The organism is Metabacillus sp. GQ13 (assembly GCF_059758525.1).
The window spans coordinates 37,949-53,822 of the sequence record NZ_JCAXET010000003.1; the positions used below are offsets into that span (position 1 = coordinate 37,949).

Genomic DNA, 15,874 nt, shown 5'->3' on the forward strand with positions numbered 1-15,874 from the left:
CTCTAAGTTGCACACAAGCGAAAAATAAGTAATGATAATACATGAAAACATTAGAATTAAAAGATTAATTTTTTTCTTCACATTTATCTTTTTTGTCCTCTTCGTTGTAGAACCTTCACGTTTTCACACGTTGAATTTTTTACTTATAAGACCAAATACTTAATAACTTATTTGAAATATTTACATGTATCAATGTAATTTCCTTTACATTAGTATTGCAATATGGGGTCTCGTTTGATAGAATATCTTTTGTTCATGTAAAGGAATTATCGAGTGAAATAGATCTCGATTTACTTCTTAGGAGGTGAAAGATATGCCAAATATTAAATCTGCCATTAAACGTGTAAAAACTAACAATGAGCGTAATGCACATAACTCTGCTATTAAATCAGCTATGCGTTCTGCAATCAAAAAAGTAGATGCATTAGTTTTAACTAACGATGCTGACAATGCAAAAGTTGCACTTGTTGACGCTAGCAAGAAAATTGATAAAGCTGCACAAAGCGGTTTAGTTCATAAGAACACTGCTGCTCGTTACAAATCTCGTCTAGCTAAAAGTATTAACGGATTATCTGCATAATAATAAAAAACGATCCCATAAAGGATCGTTTTTTTATTTTGTCCTGCTCTAAAAATCTTACTAATGGACTGGTCATGAGACAATTTTCAAATCACTCAATAAAAGTTGATTATTTTTCAAATAACTTCAATAAAAATAACTCTAATATTAATTGTTTATCCTTTTTCCCAGTCTTCATTTCATAATCCGCCTCAGCTAATCCCATTAAGAGACTTGCTAATTCCTCCGCATGAAAGAGTCCTGCCTGCTGCATCGCTAATTTAACTCGAAATGGATGTACTTTAACAGTATTAGCAATTTGCTGCTGTCCATAACCAGTATTCGACAGCTCCTTAACATGCAAAATCAGCCTGAATTGAGTTACTAGTAATGAAAGGATTTTAATTGGTTCTTCATTATTTTTTAATAAATCATAAAATATTTGTAAAGCTTCTTTACTTCTACGATGAATGACATGATCAATAAGTTCAAAAATATTTTGTTCTAATGACCTTGCCACAAGAAGTCTAACGTCATCAGGTGTGATTGATCCCCCATCACCTACATATGTACTAAGTTTTTTTAACTCTTGGTGCATAATCATTAAATCATTGGCTGTTAAAACCATTAATTCGTTAATAGCTTCTTTTGTTATATACACATTCTCTTGCTCAGCAATGGTCGTGATCCAATTAATTGATTCTTGGTCTGATAATGCTTTCATCTCAATAACCGAAGCCTGCTTTTTGATCAATTTAGTGATTTTTTTCCGCTCATCTAGTTTTTCATAAGGGGCTAGAAAGATTAAGACCGTATAAGGAGCAGGAGAATTCATATACTCCTCAAGCTTTCCTATTCCATGTTCTACTTTATCCTTTTTCTTTTCAGCTGTTAAAAAGGAAGGATTCTTTATAATAACAACCCGTTTTTCCCCCATAAATGGAAGTGTTTCTGCATCCTCGATAGCTGTTTCAACCGGCGTTTCTTCCATGTCATATACAGAAAGGTTAAAATCTTTTTCTTCTTCTAATAAAGTCGCATCTACTAGCAATTGCACTGTTTCTTGCATTAAATATGACTCTTTTCCGAGTAATAAATAAGTAGATGTTAATTTTTTCTTCTTAATATCTTTCCAAGCATTAAAAATCATAAGTTTAAGTTCTCCAATCATTCATTTCCCTACGTTAATCGTAAAGTGAAAACAATCGTTTGGCAAGTAAGAAAAGCGCAAGTGCCTCGTTCAGACCCGACAAGCATAAGACGCTGGTGAAATGAAGGTGTCCTTCCCTTCAATTCATCAGTGGCTTATGACTCGAGGGGCTAGGCACTGGAGCTAGACAACAAGAAAAGCGCAAGTGCCTCGTTCAGACCCGACAAGCATAAGACGCTGGTGAAATGAAGGTGTCCTTCCCTCCAATTCATCAGTGACTTATGACTCGAGGGGCTAGGCACTGGAGCTAGACAACAAGAAAAGCGTAAGTGTCTTCGTTCAGCGATGTATGAATTGGAGCACTCCGCAATGTTTAAAGGAAATACGAAAAGCGAAAGTATTCGATGAGATAATTGCTAGATGGAATGTTATCTTTACATGCCGTAGGAACTGAACTACAATCTAAGTAAAAATATATAAGTTCTGGTACAATTAAAAAGGGAACTGCATGCATATTAAGCATTCAATTCCCTCCATCTATATGAACGCTTCGATATAGGGCCTAGGGAACCTAAAGCGAAACGATACCACATGGTTAATAAAGTCTGATACATGTTCAACTTACTGTTAGTTTAGCCAATGTTAATCTGAATATTTATTGTACATACTAACAAACATGGTAATAAGATAATCGGTTAATTAGAACATAACATCATGATATAGATTTTTTTTTTCTAATCGCTTATACTAAGTATGAAATAGGAGGGGTAACAGTGAACGAATTTGAAAAGAGTGTCCAAAGTAAACGTAATGACGCAGTAGATTCTGGAGTAGGTTTTGTTGCTTCATTTGGCTTTTTTGCGATAATATTTATTATTGCAACTGTTATTAAATTAATTGCATCTTAAAATTATTGTGTATCCCTATAAAGAGACTGCGTAATAGTAGTCTCTTTTTCGTGGGGTTATTTTACTTTAATATATGGGGGATAGGTAGAAAAGGTTCCAGTATTTCCTTTAAATTGATACATAATTGCACCATCTGTATCTGTTCTTAACAAAGGAATTTGTTGGATAGACATCCTCTCTAGAACTTCAGTGTGTGGATGTTGATAGCGATTGTTATGCCCAACCGAAACGACTGCGATCGACGGCTGTATTTGTTCTAAAAAGTTTTCAGATGAAGATGTTCTACTCCCATGATGTCCTAGCTTTAATACGTCTGCCCTTAAAGATGGATAAAGGTTTATTATCCGCGCTTCACCATCCATTTCACCATCTCCTGTAAGTAACCATTTTAGCCCTCCTACCTCAAACCATAACACCAAAGAATCATCATTCTTACTGGCTGTTCGTATACTTGGAGCAACGACATAAAATGTAAAATCATTAAACCAAAGTTGGTCTCCAGCTTTAACCGTTTTTATATCAATCATTTTACTCATTGCGTAGCTAAGGGTTTGTTGTTCTAATTCTCCACGAACAAAATCTTCTGGAATAATTAACTCCTGTACCTTTATTTCATCAATTAATGGCTGGGTCTCACCTATATGATCCAAATCTCCGTGAGTTAAAAATAAAGCATCTAACTCAGTTATACCGAGTGACTTTAAATATGGAATAGTAACATCGCTTGCAATAGAAAAGGGTTGACTAGACTCTTCCCAATCCTCTTTTGGAAAAGATATTCTCCCACCAGTATCAATTAGATAGTTACCCTTATTAAATGGTCGTTGAATAAATATACTGTCACCTTGGCCAACATCGATGAACAACACCTTTCCATTAGGATTTACATATGGAATTACCATTGGAATGAGTAAGATAAGTAATACATAAACCGCTGGTCGACAAAGCAATTTCAGATTAATAGTCTGCTCAGACCGTAGAAATAAATTGAATGTAAAACTGACTAAACAAGCGATGACAAAGAGTGGTGGTTTTCCAGCAGTGTAGGTTGTGTATGGCAAGGTAGAGGCAAATAAGACAAGTTGATGAGTTTGTTGCAGGAAATGACTAAATACAGTGATGACATGAGCTCCGATTGTTGATGAGATCATTGTCATGAAGGAGGAGACTATCGCTAAGGGCAAAACCACAAAAGAATAAAGTGGGACAAACAGCATATTCATCGGTACACTTATAATTGATATTTCGTAGAAATGATAGATCAAAAGTGGTAATGAGAGAAGCTGTGCAACAACAGAAACAACGGCTAATTTCGCAATCCAACTCGTCAGTTTTTCTATGATCCCAAAGGATAGAAGCAAACCAAAGCTGACGACATAAGAAAGTTGAAATCCAATTTGAAACAAATAATAAGGATTTATCATAAGAAGGACTAGGAAAGTAAAGCTAATCACATCTACTGCAACTACTTTCTTTTTTGCTAGCTTTAATATGAAGTATAAAATGACCATAAATGAAGCTCGAATAACTGAGGGTGCCGCACCAGTAACAACTATATACATTGGCAATAGGATAATTAGAATAATTCTTGTCTTTTCATGAGTCAATCCTGAATATATTAATAATGTATAAATCCCACTTACTAACAAACCAACATGTAAACCAGATATTGCAAGTAAGTGGACAATTCCAAGCTGTTGGTAAGCAAGTTCAACATCTGTATCTAACATATTTCTTTCTCCAAATAGTAGAGCCTGAACGATCCCAACCGAGCTTATTGGAAAATTATCCTTAATGAAATCTAACCCCTTTTGTCTGATTTTTAATAGAAACAATAGCAAGTCATTTTTGTTTTTTTTACAATCACCAACTTCATTGAGTTGAAATTGCCAATGAATATAATGATCATGAAGGTACTGTTTATAATTAAAGGCATTCGGCATCGTTGGTGATTTCGGCAGGACTAAATCACCAGCGAATCCACAAACATCACCTGGTTTTAAATTTGCTAGCGCCTCTTTCTCCCTTTTTGTCTTAATTGTATAATAGCTACTTAGTTTTTCACCATTATTAATCTTAATATTGGCACGAAATTGATTTCCATTAATAGTAGGAATAGATGATAAATATCCACTTGTAATAAGATTTCCTTCTTTTAAGGTAGTTTCATTACTGTTTTCAATAGATATATACATCCAACTAAATAATGCACTCGTTACCAGACATAGGAGAAAAAGTAGCTTTCTCTTTTTCGCAAGAAGGAAAATGAAAAACGAACATGTTACTACTACAAAGAACGGATTAAAATGAAACCGACACATCATGATTGATATACATGCAGAAACAGCTAAGAATAATAGCTTTCCCTTCAAAAAATTATTCACCTCAAACATTTTCATTTTTCGCTTAATTCATATGACTCCCGTATTTGACTTGTTTTGTTACAGTAGGCTAATACGGGAGATCAATAACAAAACAACTTTAGCCATCCATTAATCTAACCAAGAATTGAAGGCAATTTATAGGAGTGATTCTGACTTTTTATATAATTGTTTTATTTCTTTATCACTCAATGATGTGTTGGCAAGCTTTTCAAGTAAATTAGAGATGAATTCCTGTTTCTCCTGATCTTTTTTATCCATGCGTTTTTCTAGCGGAACATGTTCCACTTTCACATTAGCTTGTTTAAAAAGTTCGATTGCATATGGATGATTTTTATATTCAACTGCATAATAAACTGCTCTTATCCCACTTTGAATAAGCGCCTTACAACATTGTAGGCATGGAAAGTGCGTCACATAAATTTCTGCACCTTCAGTCGGCACCCCAAATTTTGCGCATTGTAGTAAAGCATTCATTTCAGCATGGATCGTTCTCACACAATGATTATCTATGACATAACAACCCTCATCAGAGCAATGAACTCCTCCTGCTATCGAGCCATTATAACCACCAGCTATCATTCGTTTATCTCGAACAATTGTTGCTCCAACTTCTAGCCTTGTACACGTGCTTCTTAAAGACAATAAATGACTTTGTGACATAAAATATTGGTTCCAGGAAATTCGACTCACAAAAACTCCTCCACTCGACAATTTTCTTACCCTAGTTTATCGAGAAATCGTAATAGACGTCAATTGATTATTTATGCATTTTCAAAAGGATTAGCTACCAATTTTACATGATTGTCCTATATTCAATCACTCACCGCCTTGCCATTTCCACATTAAGATCTAAGAAACCTGTTTATTTCATTTAGAAAAGATTATTTTGTGGTAATTTCTTCTTTTATTTTCTCCAGCGACTTTTCTCCAATACCTGATACGTTAAGGAGGTCTTCTGGGGAGTTAAAATAACCACTTTCCTCTCTATATTGAATAATAGCTTCCGCCTTTGAAACACCAATTCCTGTCAACATTTGGAGCTCTTCACTCGAAGCTTTATTTATATTAATTTTGTCATTGCTCTTGCTTTCCTCTAGTGAGTTAGGTGTCATAAATGGGTTATTGATTACTTCTCCTTCTTTAGGAATATACAAAACCATTCCGTCTTGCAAAGGAGCTGCTAAATTAATTGCTAATTCATCTGCGTCCCTAGTAAGTCCACCTGCCTCTTCAATGAGGTGATGGACTCTTTCCCCAATCTGCAACTCATAGACACCAGGCTGCTTGATAGCACCCTTTATATCAACAATAAGCTCACCTTCCTCTACATTGCCTTCGGTTTCCTGAGTCTGAGTATTTTCCGACAGGTTAAAAGGATTCTCGACAACTTGGGGATTACCTATTTCAGTAGATGAGGAATCTCTCATGACATAATAATAAAAACCTATAAATACGATTAGAATAGACGACGCTACTATCCATAATTTATACTTCCTTATAAAATCCATAATACTGGACCTCCTTGTAAAATTTATACATTCAATAAAATACAATAATAATAAGGTTATATCTTTCATACTCATAAATATCTAACTAAAAACATATGGTGTAAGAGAGATATGCATTCTAAGGAGGGGATATACTTTGAATGTAGGTTTTGTTGGAACAGGGAACATGGGAAGAATTTTAATTGAATCGTTTATTGAATCAGGTTCGATTAGACCCTCTTCTATTTATATGACAAATCGAACTCAGGGTAAAGTTAAGGCGATAAAAGCTATATATCCAGAAATAAATAACGTGAGTTCAGCGGAGGAAGTAGTCAAACATTCTGATATAATTTTTATTTGTGTGAAGCCATTAGACATACACCCCCTATTAAAACAGATAGATTATCTTTTAACACCAAACAAATGTCTGATTTCGATTACTAGTCCGATTCGAGTACAACAGCTAGAATTACTTGTTAGGTGTCAAGTAGCCAGAGTGATCCCTAGTATTACAAATCGAGCCTTCTCAGGGGTATCACTAATTACTTACGGGAATACCTGTCACAGACATACAAAGAGAACAATCAAACAATTATTTGAGCAAATATCTAAGCCTGTACAAATTGATGATAATATTACAAGAGTATCGTCTGATATTGTTAGCTGTGGACCGGCATTTTTTAGTTTTTTACTTCAAAAATTTGTAGATGGGGCTGTAGCAGAAACGAATATCACTAAAAATCAGGCTGTTTTGTTAGCAAGTGAGATGATTATCGGGATGGGTAAATTACTTGAAACTGAACTCTATACTCTGCCAACACTTCAGGAAAAAGTCTGTGTAAAAGGTGGAGTGACCGGCATGGGTATAAAAGTCCTCGAAGAAGAAGTTGGAGATATGTTCAATAAAATTATTCGTGTGACACATGAAAAGTACTACGAAGATATAGAAGAGGTTTCTGTTCAATTTAATAAAGTTCCAAATAAATAATTCTATATTGGTACTTTATTATCCTCCTTTAATTAGACATTTTATTTTATTTTTCGCTATATCCACAAACACTTTAGATGTTTAAAGAGTTGATTTCTCCAATGTTGCAAAAAGCAAAAAAACAGGTGAATGGTATCCACCTGTTTTTTTCCGTTATCCATTCTTTTTTGCAATAAAGAACAACCTTTCCGAAGTAGAAGTTGGAGATTTATCTAATTGAAAATCACCACATACTTTTAAAAAATTAAAAGATGCTGTTTCTAGCATCGAGGTATATTCTTCTATTGTATATGTCCTTTGATAATGTAGTTCGTCGTAACGATCATATTGTTCATTTTGTCTTACAAAAAAGGACATATCATGCTCTATGCTGTTTTGTTCTTCTCCAACATAAGATTTCCAAATAAAGCTGACGTCCTCATCCTGGTCAGCAAAAGTTGCCCCTGCAAAGATAGAATGTATTTTATGTATTGAATGGACATCAAAAATCAATAAACCGTTATCTTTTAACTGGTGATAAATCGCTTGGAAAGTCGCTTGGACATCTTCTTTGCTCTTTAAATAATTTAATGAATCACAACAAATGGTCACCACATCAAAATCGCCAGTAAAGCTTGCTAGCTCCCTCATATCTTGCTGAAGGAATAATACGTCTACTTTCTGCTCGCTAAGCTTAGACTGGGCTACTGTGAGCATATCCTCACTTAGATCAACACCTGTAACATCAAACTTTTGTTGTGCTAATCGAATCGTAATTTCACCTGTACCACAGCCCACATCCATAAGTCTCTTTGCTTCTGGGTTAAATAATGAGATTGACTCATTAATGAAAGATACCCATTCGTCATAAGGGGCATCTTTCATAAGCTGATCATAGATATAGGCAAAGCCTTGATAAATCATTGATTTAACTCGCTTGTTAAATTCTCTTTAGGTGCATCTCCCCAAAGTCTTTCTAAATTGTAATACCCTCTTTCATCTTTATGAAAGACATGAGCAACAATATCTCCAAGATCAATTAATATCCATCTTGCTTCATCAAAACCTTCTAAACGCTTTACATGAATATCAACCTCTGCTGCTTGCTCTTTAATCTCTCTTGCAATAGCCTGAACCTGTCTGTCAGAATTACCATGACAGATCAGAAAATAATCCGCTATTAAAGAAATACCTTTCATATTAAGTGCTATAATATCTTCTGCACGTTTACTATCTGCGGCTTTTGCTATTTTTGTTAAAATCTCTCTCTCATTCATTAAGTAGATCTTCCTCCTTTTAAAACTAAAGAATTATATGTTTGAAGTGTATCTGGATATATTGCTTGGTCTTTTTTTAGTAAAAAAACCATTGTGTTTTTTATTGATTTAATTAAAGCTTGGTCAAGATTTATACTGGCTATTCCTCGTACCTCTTCAACTCCTGGAAACTGACGCCCTGGTTCAATATAGTCTGCAACATAAATAATTTTTTCTAAGAGCGTCATATTTGGTCTTCCAGATGTATGATATCTAATGGCGTTTAATACATCATTATCCGTGATCCCAACTTCACTCTCTACTAAATAAGCCCCAACAGGTGCATGCCAAAGCTCACTATTATGTTCTAGTAATTGACTTGGCATCCTTTGATCAACGATGATTTTTCGCATTTCATCTTTTGAACGAAACTTAGCATAATCATGAAAAATAGCTGCAACTTCAGTTTTTTTACTATCTTCCCCATATCTTTGAGCTAAATGTATCGCCGTTTCCATTACACCTATTGTATGAACATATCGATGCTCTGTGATCTGCTCGGATACAATCTTTAAAGCTTGTTCACGTTCCATATAAGTGATTCTCCTCTATATATCTTTTCACATCTTCAGGTAGAAGATAAGCAGTATTTTCTCTTTCCTTTAACCTTTTTCTAAGCATGGTTGATGATACGTCAAACTCTGGTATTTCAACTTCCATTATAGGATATTCAGTCTTTGTAAGATATCCCGGACGTTTTACTCCAACAAACGTAACAAGTTCAATGACCTTCTCAACCTTATGCCATTTAGGTAAATACTCAATCATATCTGCTCCGATAATAAAATAAAAGGAATACGCTGGAAAATGTTCCTTTAAAAGACAAAGAGTATCATATGTATAGGAAGGGCCTGTTCGTTCCAATTCAATTGTTTCTATTTTAAATTGTTGTTGATCACAAGTAGCTAACTTTAACATAGTAAGTCGGTGCTGACTATCTGTAAAGTGTTCATTCTGCTTATGAGGAGGTATTTGATTAGGCATAAACCAGACTTCTGATAAGTGCAAGCTGTGTAAAACCTCACTTGCAATTAACAGATGCCCATTGTGTGGCGGATCAAATGTGCCACCTAAAATACCTATTCTTTTCGCCATCATTACCCTCCTCTCTAAATCAAGCTTTGATACTTACATTCGTCATCATTATTGAATTGGATATTTCTTCTTTAAGTGACCAATTCTAATTAGGTAATCGAAGTTGTTTATTTTCCTTTGATTCTTTATATAGGACAATTATATTTCCAATAACCTGAACAAGCTCTGCTCCTGTACCGTTAACTAATTGGGTGGCAACTGTATTTTTATCTTCTTCACAGTTTTGCAAAATAGATACTTTGAACAGCTCACGAGCTTCTAATGCTTCTCCTATTTGCTTAATCATATTATCATTTACTCCACCCTTACCCACCTGAAAAATTGGATTTAAGTTATGGGCTGCAGAACGTAAAAATCGTTTTTGTTTACCTGTTAACATAGTGTTCCTCCTAATTTGTCATACACAATAGATGTCATTTTTTTTGTTGATGGAACTTGTCCTGTCCATAATTCAAATGCAATTGCAGCTTGGTGGACAAACATTCCAACACCATTAAGAATGGTTAAGTTAAGTTCTTCAGCTTCCTTCAACAATGCAGTTTGAATAGGATTATATACAATATCACTAACAACAGCTGTTCGTTTCGCATTTGCTAATGATAAAGGTTTACAGTCACTATTAGGGTGCAGTCCTACTGCTGTTGTTTGTATAATAATATCGTAGTTTTCTAAGGACCTTTCAGCATCTTCTAACGATAATGCTTTACTTTTATTTTCAAAAGGGCAGTCTCTTATAAGCTCTTCAGCTTTTGATATCGTTCGATTTGTTAGGTCAATCTCTAGGCAATCTTGGTACGCAAGTGTATAAAAAATCCCTCTTGCTGCACCACCAGCGCCGATAATTAAAATTCTATGATCTGCAATGGGCTTTTTTAAAACATTTAGCAGTGATTTGATATATCCGTTACCATCTGTATTATAACCGATTAATCGCCCATTTACATTTACGACAGTATTTACTGCCCCTACAATTCCAGCTGTTTGATCTAATTCATCCAAATACGGAATGATTGAGATTTTATGGGGAATTGTCACATTAAAGCCTCTTACACCTAAAGTTTTTAAAGCAAGTATCGATTCTCCTAATTGAGAAGGCTCTACATGAAAAGCGTGGTAGTATCCGTCTATATTCTTTTCCTTAAAAGCATCATTATGAATGGCAGGTGACATAGAATGTTTGATTGGACAGCCAATCACTCCATATAAGTTCCCCATTTTCTTTCCTCTCCCACTTATCTTAAGGCTGTAATATACCTAGATTAACGATTTTCTTATTGTTACATTTACACCTTGCGGGGCATAAGCCACAATTTTTTTTCCCGAATTGTTGATTGTTACCCAACCTAAACCTGAAAAAACAACATCCATTTTTTCTTCCTTGATCGTGAATTCATGTGGGATTAGCTTAGGAAACTCAGAAACATCTTCTTTTCTAGGTGGTGTTAATAACTCACCAACATGTTTTTCATACAATGCATCTGCATTTTCTCTCTTTGTACGATGAATTGTGAGCTCATTTGGTATATAACAAACTAAAGAATCCCTACCACCTGACACATAATCAAATCGAGCAAGTCCGCCAAAATATAATGTTTGGTTTTCATTAAGTTGGAATACTTTCGGTTTCAATTCTTTTTTAGGACTCAATAGTTTTAGATCCCGTTTATCAACAAAATGAGCCATTTGATGATGATTTATTATTCCAGGCGTATCATATAGTGATGCTCCATTATCTAGTGGAATTTCAATCAAATCTAACGTAGTCCCAGGATAATGGGAAGTTGTAATCACATCGTTAACATCTGCAACTTCCTTTATCATTCGATTAATAAAAGTTGATTTTCCTACATTCGTACAACCAACTACATAAACATCTTGACCATTTCTATATGTATCGATTAATTCAGCAGCCTCTTTTATTCCTTGGCCCCTTGCTGAACTCACTAAGCATACATCAATTGGTTTTAGTCCTAATTCTTTTGCTTCTCTTTTCATCCAATTAATTAGACGTTGTGGTTTAACTGATTTTGGTAAGATGTCACTTTTATTTCCTATTAATAAGATAGGATTCCCGCCGACTAAGCGTTGAATACCTTGCAGCCAGCTGCCATTAAAATCAAAAATATCAACAATTTTAACTATTAGCCCGTTCGTCTCACCAATACCATGTAAGATTTTCAAAAAATCGTCATCAGTTAATGAGACATCTTGAATTTCATTATAGTTCTTTAAACGGAAGCAACGTTGACAAATAATTGATTCCTTAGCTAATGCACTTTCAGGTGTATAGCCTATTTTTTCAGGCTCTTCTGTTTGAATGGCTATACCACAGCCTATACATGAAAATTTTTCTGACACGTTTTTACTCCTCCCACTGAATCATTCCTTTTCGTTTTAAGCTTTCCATGATTCTTCTTTCAATTCTTCTATTGATCTTTGTGAAGAAACCGTCTGTTTGAGCCACTGGGACAACTAAAATTGTTTTGAAACCATTTCGGTTTCCTCCCAAAACATCCGTTAATAGCTGATCACCGATAACAACAACTTCTTCTTTTTTTAAATTCATATTTTTAACTGCCTTTAAGAACGCTTTACCCATCGGCTTTCTAGCCTTGAAAATAAAAGGAATTTTAAGCGGGTCACTAAATGCCTTGACACGTCTCTCATTATTATTCGAGACGATTGTAATATCCATTCCATTCTCTTTTACTTCTTTAAACCATTCTAGTAATTGAGGTGTGGCATTAGGTCGGTCCCATTCAACAAGTGTATTATCTAAGTCCGTAATGATACCTTTAATTCCACTGTCCTTTAATTTCTTTGGAGATATTTGAAAAATACTTTTAACATATTCACCAGGTAAAAATTGCTGTAGCATGAGTTTATGCACCTCATTATTCATTTTTTTGCCATCTTACATCATAACGAATTTAACGGTTACTTTCAAAAGAAACTTATAGTCTATGCGTAAAATTCATAAATATCATAAAAAGTTTTCGACAAAATATGAGCCTCTTCTACACTTGTGGATAATATTATACACATATTCACTCTTGAAGTGACTCACTTTCTACACCTTATAAACATTATACCCACAGTTTATCCACCAAGGGCTGTGGATAAAGAGAACGGTTGTTCTCCAGAATTATTCATGTTAGATTTAACTTAATACAAAATATAACATTTACAAAAAATCCCTGATAGGAGGTGTAGAGCCTAGTTGGCCATATAAAATGCGTAAACTTTCAGATGAATTGTTAATTGAATCTTACTATAAAGCTACTGAAATGAAACTAAATGACGATTTTATAGAGCTCATCACGCTAGAAATTAAGCGCCGTTCTTTAGCACATGTTTTAAATCTAAAGGCCTCTTCTTAAGCTTTACGCCGCCTATCACAAATTCCAAGTGACTATTTGTTTAGCATTTCCTTTAAACTCTATATGTATCATCTAATTAATGAATGTTATTATAACACTTGTTTTCAGTCACCACTATAACTTTATACGTCAATGAATTTGTCGAAAGAGGATGACCCATAAGTCATCCTCTTTTTAGAATGTTCTGTCAAATACTCTATTGCCTAAAATCTAGAAACTCAATCCAATTCCTACTTCTAAAAAACAACGCTTAATAAAAATATCGATAATAGTAAAATCCCCCACCAACAAGCAAGATAATTAACAAGACAATAATGAAAGCATACCAAAAGCCGTAACCAATTGATGCATATGTTGGATAATTAGGATATGGACCAGGACCATATTGTGAATAACCAGACATCGCAGGATTCCTCCTCTAACTTTTTAACTAAAATATAAATATGTACATTCCTCTAAAAGTGATTAGGCAGCTATCACGAATGCACGACTACTTACCTTTTTTAATCATTTATATCCAATTCAATGTACTTATAATTGAAAAAATAAAATACATATAAGATCTTCTTTCCTCGTACATGCACGAACTAGCAACTTCACACATAAACATGACTTATAGGCATAAGCCTAGATAATAGTTTTAGTGGAGGTGGAGGTATGACAGGGCTCATAACAGCACTAGGTATTTTTGTAAAAGAATTAGTGTTCTTAGTATCTTATGTAAAAAATAATGCCTTCCCACAGCCTTTGTCTGCGACTGACGAGAAAAAATATCTACAACTTATGTCAGAGGGTGACGATTATGCAAGAAACCTTTTAATCGAACATAATTTGCGACTCGTTGCTCATATCGTAAAAAAATTCGAAAACACTGGGGAAGACTCCGAAGACCTTATTTCAATTGGAACGATAGGCTTGATAAAAGCAATTGAAAGCTACTCACAAGGTAAAGGTACTAAACTTGCAACCTATGCTGCTCGATGTATAGAAAACGAGATCTTGATGCATTTACGAGCTCTAAAGAAAACAAAAAAAGATGTGTCGTTACATGATCCTATTGGTCAAGATAAAGAGGGTAATGAAATTAGTTTAATTGATGTTTTAAAGTCTGAAAGTGAAGATGTCATCGATACAATTCAATTAAACATGGAGCTTGAAAAGGTTAAGGAATATATCAACATTTTAGACGGCAGAGAAAAGGAAGTAATCGTTGGACGTTTTGGTCTTGATTTAAAAAAGGAAAAAACACAACGAGAAATTGCGAAAGAATTAGGTATTTCTAGAAGCTATGTTTCAAGGATCGAAAAACGTGCTCTAATGAAAATGTTCCATGAGTTTTATAGAGCAGAAAAAGAAAAAAGAAACCGGAAAAAGGAGTAAAGCTTAATGCTTTCTCCTTTTTTTATGAAACTTTATTTTACATGTACTTCCTACACCAAGGTAATAACAACATTAGAAAAACTAGACAATTAAAATATGAATTTTCTTTATTCTTTGGAACCAATCATATACACAAACTAAGCTGTATCCTTCTCTACAATTAAATGTGCCAAAAGTATCATTCTTAACATGTTTATCGCCTCCCAAATTTTTGAAAATTCACAAATTACATGTGATGAAAATAATCAAATGTTTTCTCTCTAGCTTGTTCCATTCGTCTTTCAACTTCTAAATCTTTTTCAAATTCTTCTTTAGACTTTTTTCGCTTCGACACTGAGAAAGTTAATGTGATAAAAAATAAATTGATTGTCATGTAAAGTACACCTCCTTTAAAGCATTTCACAACCCATTTATTCTCACAGGTTGCCAAATTCTTTAAAGGAAGATGATTCCATCAAAAACGCTAACGTCCTTTTTTCACACATAAAATAATGTACAAAAAACGCCACAGGCAACCTGTGACGTTATGGTCATGAAAATGCATATATATCGCCACAAATTTATCTATCAACCCGTGGCGTAATCTTAAACGTAACATTCCTTAAAAAGTTAAAAATTCACATCACCAAATGGTCGAATAGTTGAGTTATTAAATTGTGATTAGGTAATAGAAAATCTTTACATCTGTTCATTTTCTTCGACCTCCTTTTAGTGTTTTAGTTAATACTTGGTAATTATATCCTTAATTTCCATACCTGTAAATAGTTTTTTACCGTTCTTTGAAAAAAAGAAAAAAAAAACGACCCCTTAAAATGGCTCGTTAGATGAATTTAATTTACTATTCTTATTTATCCAATTCTTCACTTTGTTTCTTATATTTTAAAGAGATCTTGAAACAGACAAATGAACCCATTAAAAGGAATAACGTCGAAAACATAAGAATAATATCATAGATCTCTTTTTTTCCTTCATCAGGTAATACAACTCCAATATAAAAAAATACACTAACCGCTAATAGGATAAATGCATATTGCTTAAAATCAACCATTAGAGCTTGAAGTTTCTTCTTATTCATATCGTTTATCCCGCCTACTTAATGTGTCATATAAACACAATAACACAAACTAATAGACTAATAACCATGTAAATTCCACCATTAACAAAGCCTTCAGATGGTACCATTAAAGCAAAAACCACTAGTAAAATGGGTTGAAAACACCTATTTCACTAGTGCTTATTTTTCTT

20 protein-coding genes are annotated in these 15,874 nt (G+C 34.1%); 5 read left to right on the plus strand and 15 right to left on the minus strand.

The window, feature by feature from the left end:
• Positions 1 to 313 precede the first annotated feature (313 nt).
• A complete protein-coding gene (gene rpsT / locus AC6CHR_RS04100) occupies positions 314 to 580 on the plus strand; it encodes a 30S ribosomal protein S20 (RefSeq protein ID WP_498247237.1) in 267 nt (88 codons plus the stop codon).
• A gap of 109 nt (positions 581 to 689) precedes the next feature.
• On the opposite strand, the gene holA is transcribed toward rpsT, so the two are convergent.
• Positions 690 to 1,709 (minus strand): DNA polymerase III subunit delta, encoded by a 1,020-nt coding sequence (gene holA / locus AC6CHR_RS04105; RefSeq protein WP_498247238.1) that lies wholly within the window; start codon positions 1,707 to 1,709, stop codon positions 690 to 692.
• Between the two features lie 773 nt (positions 1,710 to 2,482).
• On the opposite strand from holA, the gene AC6CHR_RS04110 reads away from it, so the two are divergent.
• On the plus strand, positions 2,483 to 2,617 hold the full coding sequence (locus AC6CHR_RS04110; RefSeq protein WP_498247239.1) for a YqzM family protein: 135 nt from the start codon (positions 2,483 to 2,485) through the stop codon (positions 2,615 to 2,617).
• A gap of 56 nt (positions 2,618 to 2,673) precedes the next feature.
• Here AC6CHR_RS04110 and AC6CHR_RS04115 read toward each other — a convergent pair whose 3' ends face one another.
• From AC6CHR_RS04115 to AC6CHR_RS04125, 3 genes are all read right to left on the minus strand, one after another.
• A complete protein-coding gene (locus AC6CHR_RS04115) occupies positions 2,674 to 4,989 on the minus strand; it encodes a DNA internalization-related competence protein ComEC/Rec2 (RefSeq protein WP_498247240.1) in 2,316 nt (771 codons plus the stop codon).
• A 147-nt stretch (positions 4,990 to 5,136) separates the two neighbouring features.
• Entirely contained in the window at positions 5,137 to 5,691 is a 555-nt protein-coding gene (locus AC6CHR_RS04120; protein WP_498247241.1) for a ComE operon protein 2, read from the minus strand.
• A 191-nt stretch (positions 5,692 to 5,882) separates the two neighbouring features.
• A complete protein-coding gene (locus tag AC6CHR_RS04125; protein WP_498247242.1) occupies positions 5,883 to 6,509 on the minus strand; it encodes a helix-hairpin-helix domain-containing protein in 627 nt (208 codons plus the stop codon).
• 136 nt (positions 6,510 to 6,645) lie between these two features.
• On the opposite strand from AC6CHR_RS04125, the gene comER reads away from it, so the two are divergent.
• Positions 6,646 to 7,479, plus strand: coding sequence for a late competence protein ComER (gene comER / locus AC6CHR_RS04130; protein WP_498247243.1), 834 nt, complete (start codon positions 6,646 to 6,648; stop codon positions 7,477 to 7,479).
• A gap of 153 nt (positions 7,480 to 7,632) precedes the next feature.
• On the opposite strand, the gene AC6CHR_RS04135 is transcribed toward comER, so the two are convergent.
• The 8 genes from AC6CHR_RS04135 to AC6CHR_RS04170 form a co-directional block, all read right to left on the minus strand.
• Positions 7,633 to 8,382, minus strand: coding sequence for a class I SAM-dependent DNA methyltransferase (locus AC6CHR_RS04135; RefSeq protein WP_498247244.1), 750 nt, complete (start codon positions 8,380 to 8,382; stop codon positions 7,633 to 7,635).
• Positions 8,379 to 8,735, minus strand: a complete 357-nt coding sequence (rsfS, locus tag AC6CHR_RS04140; RefSeq protein ID WP_498247246.1) for a ribosome silencing factor — start codon at positions 8,733 to 8,735, stop codon at positions 8,379 to 8,381. The genes AC6CHR_RS04135 and rsfS overlap by 4 nt, the downstream gene beginning before the upstream one ends.
• Entirely contained in the window at positions 8,735 to 9,307 is a 573-nt protein-coding gene (gene yqeK / locus AC6CHR_RS04145) for a bis(5'-nucleosyl)-tetraphosphatase (symmetrical) YqeK (protein WP_498247247.1), read from the minus strand. Before yqeK ends, rsfS begins: the two co-directional genes overlap by 1 nt.
• Complete coding sequence (locus AC6CHR_RS04150) at positions 9,297 to 9,869, minus strand: nicotinate-nucleotide adenylyltransferase (RefSeq protein WP_498247248.1); 573 nt, start codon at positions 9,867 to 9,869, stop codon at positions 9,297 to 9,299. The genes yqeK and AC6CHR_RS04150 overlap by 11 nt, the downstream gene beginning before the upstream one ends.
• A gap of 85 nt (positions 9,870 to 9,954) precedes the next feature.
• A complete protein-coding gene (yhbY, locus tag AC6CHR_RS04155; protein WP_498247249.1) occupies positions 9,955 to 10,248 on the minus strand; it encodes a ribosome assembly RNA-binding protein YhbY in 294 nt (97 codons plus the stop codon).
• Entirely contained in the window at positions 10,242 to 11,084 is an 843-nt protein-coding gene (gene aroE / locus AC6CHR_RS04160) for a shikimate dehydrogenase (RefSeq protein WP_498247250.1), read from the minus strand. Before aroE ends, yhbY begins: the two co-directional genes overlap by 7 nt.
• A 39-nt stretch (positions 11,085 to 11,123) precedes the next feature.
• Positions 11,124 to 12,227, minus strand: coding sequence for a ribosome biogenesis GTPase YqeH (yqeH, locus tag AC6CHR_RS04165; RefSeq protein WP_498247251.1), 1,104 nt, complete (start codon positions 12,225 to 12,227; stop codon positions 11,124 to 11,126).
• 4 nt (positions 12,228 to 12,231) lie between these two features.
• Positions 12,232 to 12,747, minus strand: coding sequence for a YqeG family HAD IIIA-type phosphatase (locus AC6CHR_RS04170; protein WP_498247509.1), 516 nt, complete (start codon positions 12,745 to 12,747; stop codon positions 12,232 to 12,234).
• A 355-nt stretch (positions 12,748 to 13,102) separates the two neighbouring features.
• Between AC6CHR_RS04170 and AC6CHR_RS04175 the strand changes: the two genes are divergently transcribed.
• Positions 13,103 to 13,249, plus strand: coding sequence for a sporulation histidine kinase inhibitor Sda (locus AC6CHR_RS04175; protein ID WP_498247252.1), 147 nt, complete (start codon positions 13,103 to 13,105; stop codon positions 13,247 to 13,249).
• 250 nt (positions 13,250 to 13,499) lie between these two features.
• Here AC6CHR_RS04175 and AC6CHR_RS04180 read toward each other — a convergent pair whose 3' ends face one another.
• Entirely contained in the window at positions 13,500 to 13,652 is a 153-nt protein-coding gene (locus AC6CHR_RS04180) for a hypothetical protein (RefSeq protein ID WP_498247253.1), read from the minus strand.
• A 254-nt stretch (positions 13,653 to 13,906) separates the two neighbouring features.
• On the opposite strand from AC6CHR_RS04180, the gene sigK reads away from it, so the two are divergent.
• Positions 13,907 to 14,629, plus strand: a complete 723-nt coding sequence (gene sigK / locus AC6CHR_RS04185; protein ID WP_498247254.1) for an RNA polymerase sporulation sigma factor SigK — start codon at positions 13,907 to 13,909, stop codon at positions 14,627 to 14,629.
• 226 nt (positions 14,630 to 14,855) lie between these two features.
• Here the strand turns inward: sigK and AC6CHR_RS04190 are convergent, their stop codons facing one another.
• Positions 14,856 to 15,002, minus strand: coding sequence for a YrzI family small protein (locus AC6CHR_RS04190; RefSeq protein WP_498247255.1), 147 nt, complete (start codon positions 15,000 to 15,002; stop codon positions 14,856 to 14,858).
• A gap of 471 nt (positions 15,003 to 15,473) precedes the next feature.
• Complete coding sequence (locus tag AC6CHR_RS04195; protein WP_498247256.1) at positions 15,474 to 15,704, minus strand: YrhC family protein; 231 nt, start codon at positions 15,702 to 15,704, stop codon at positions 15,474 to 15,476.
• Between the last annotated feature and the right edge of the window lie 170 nt (positions 15,705 to 15,874).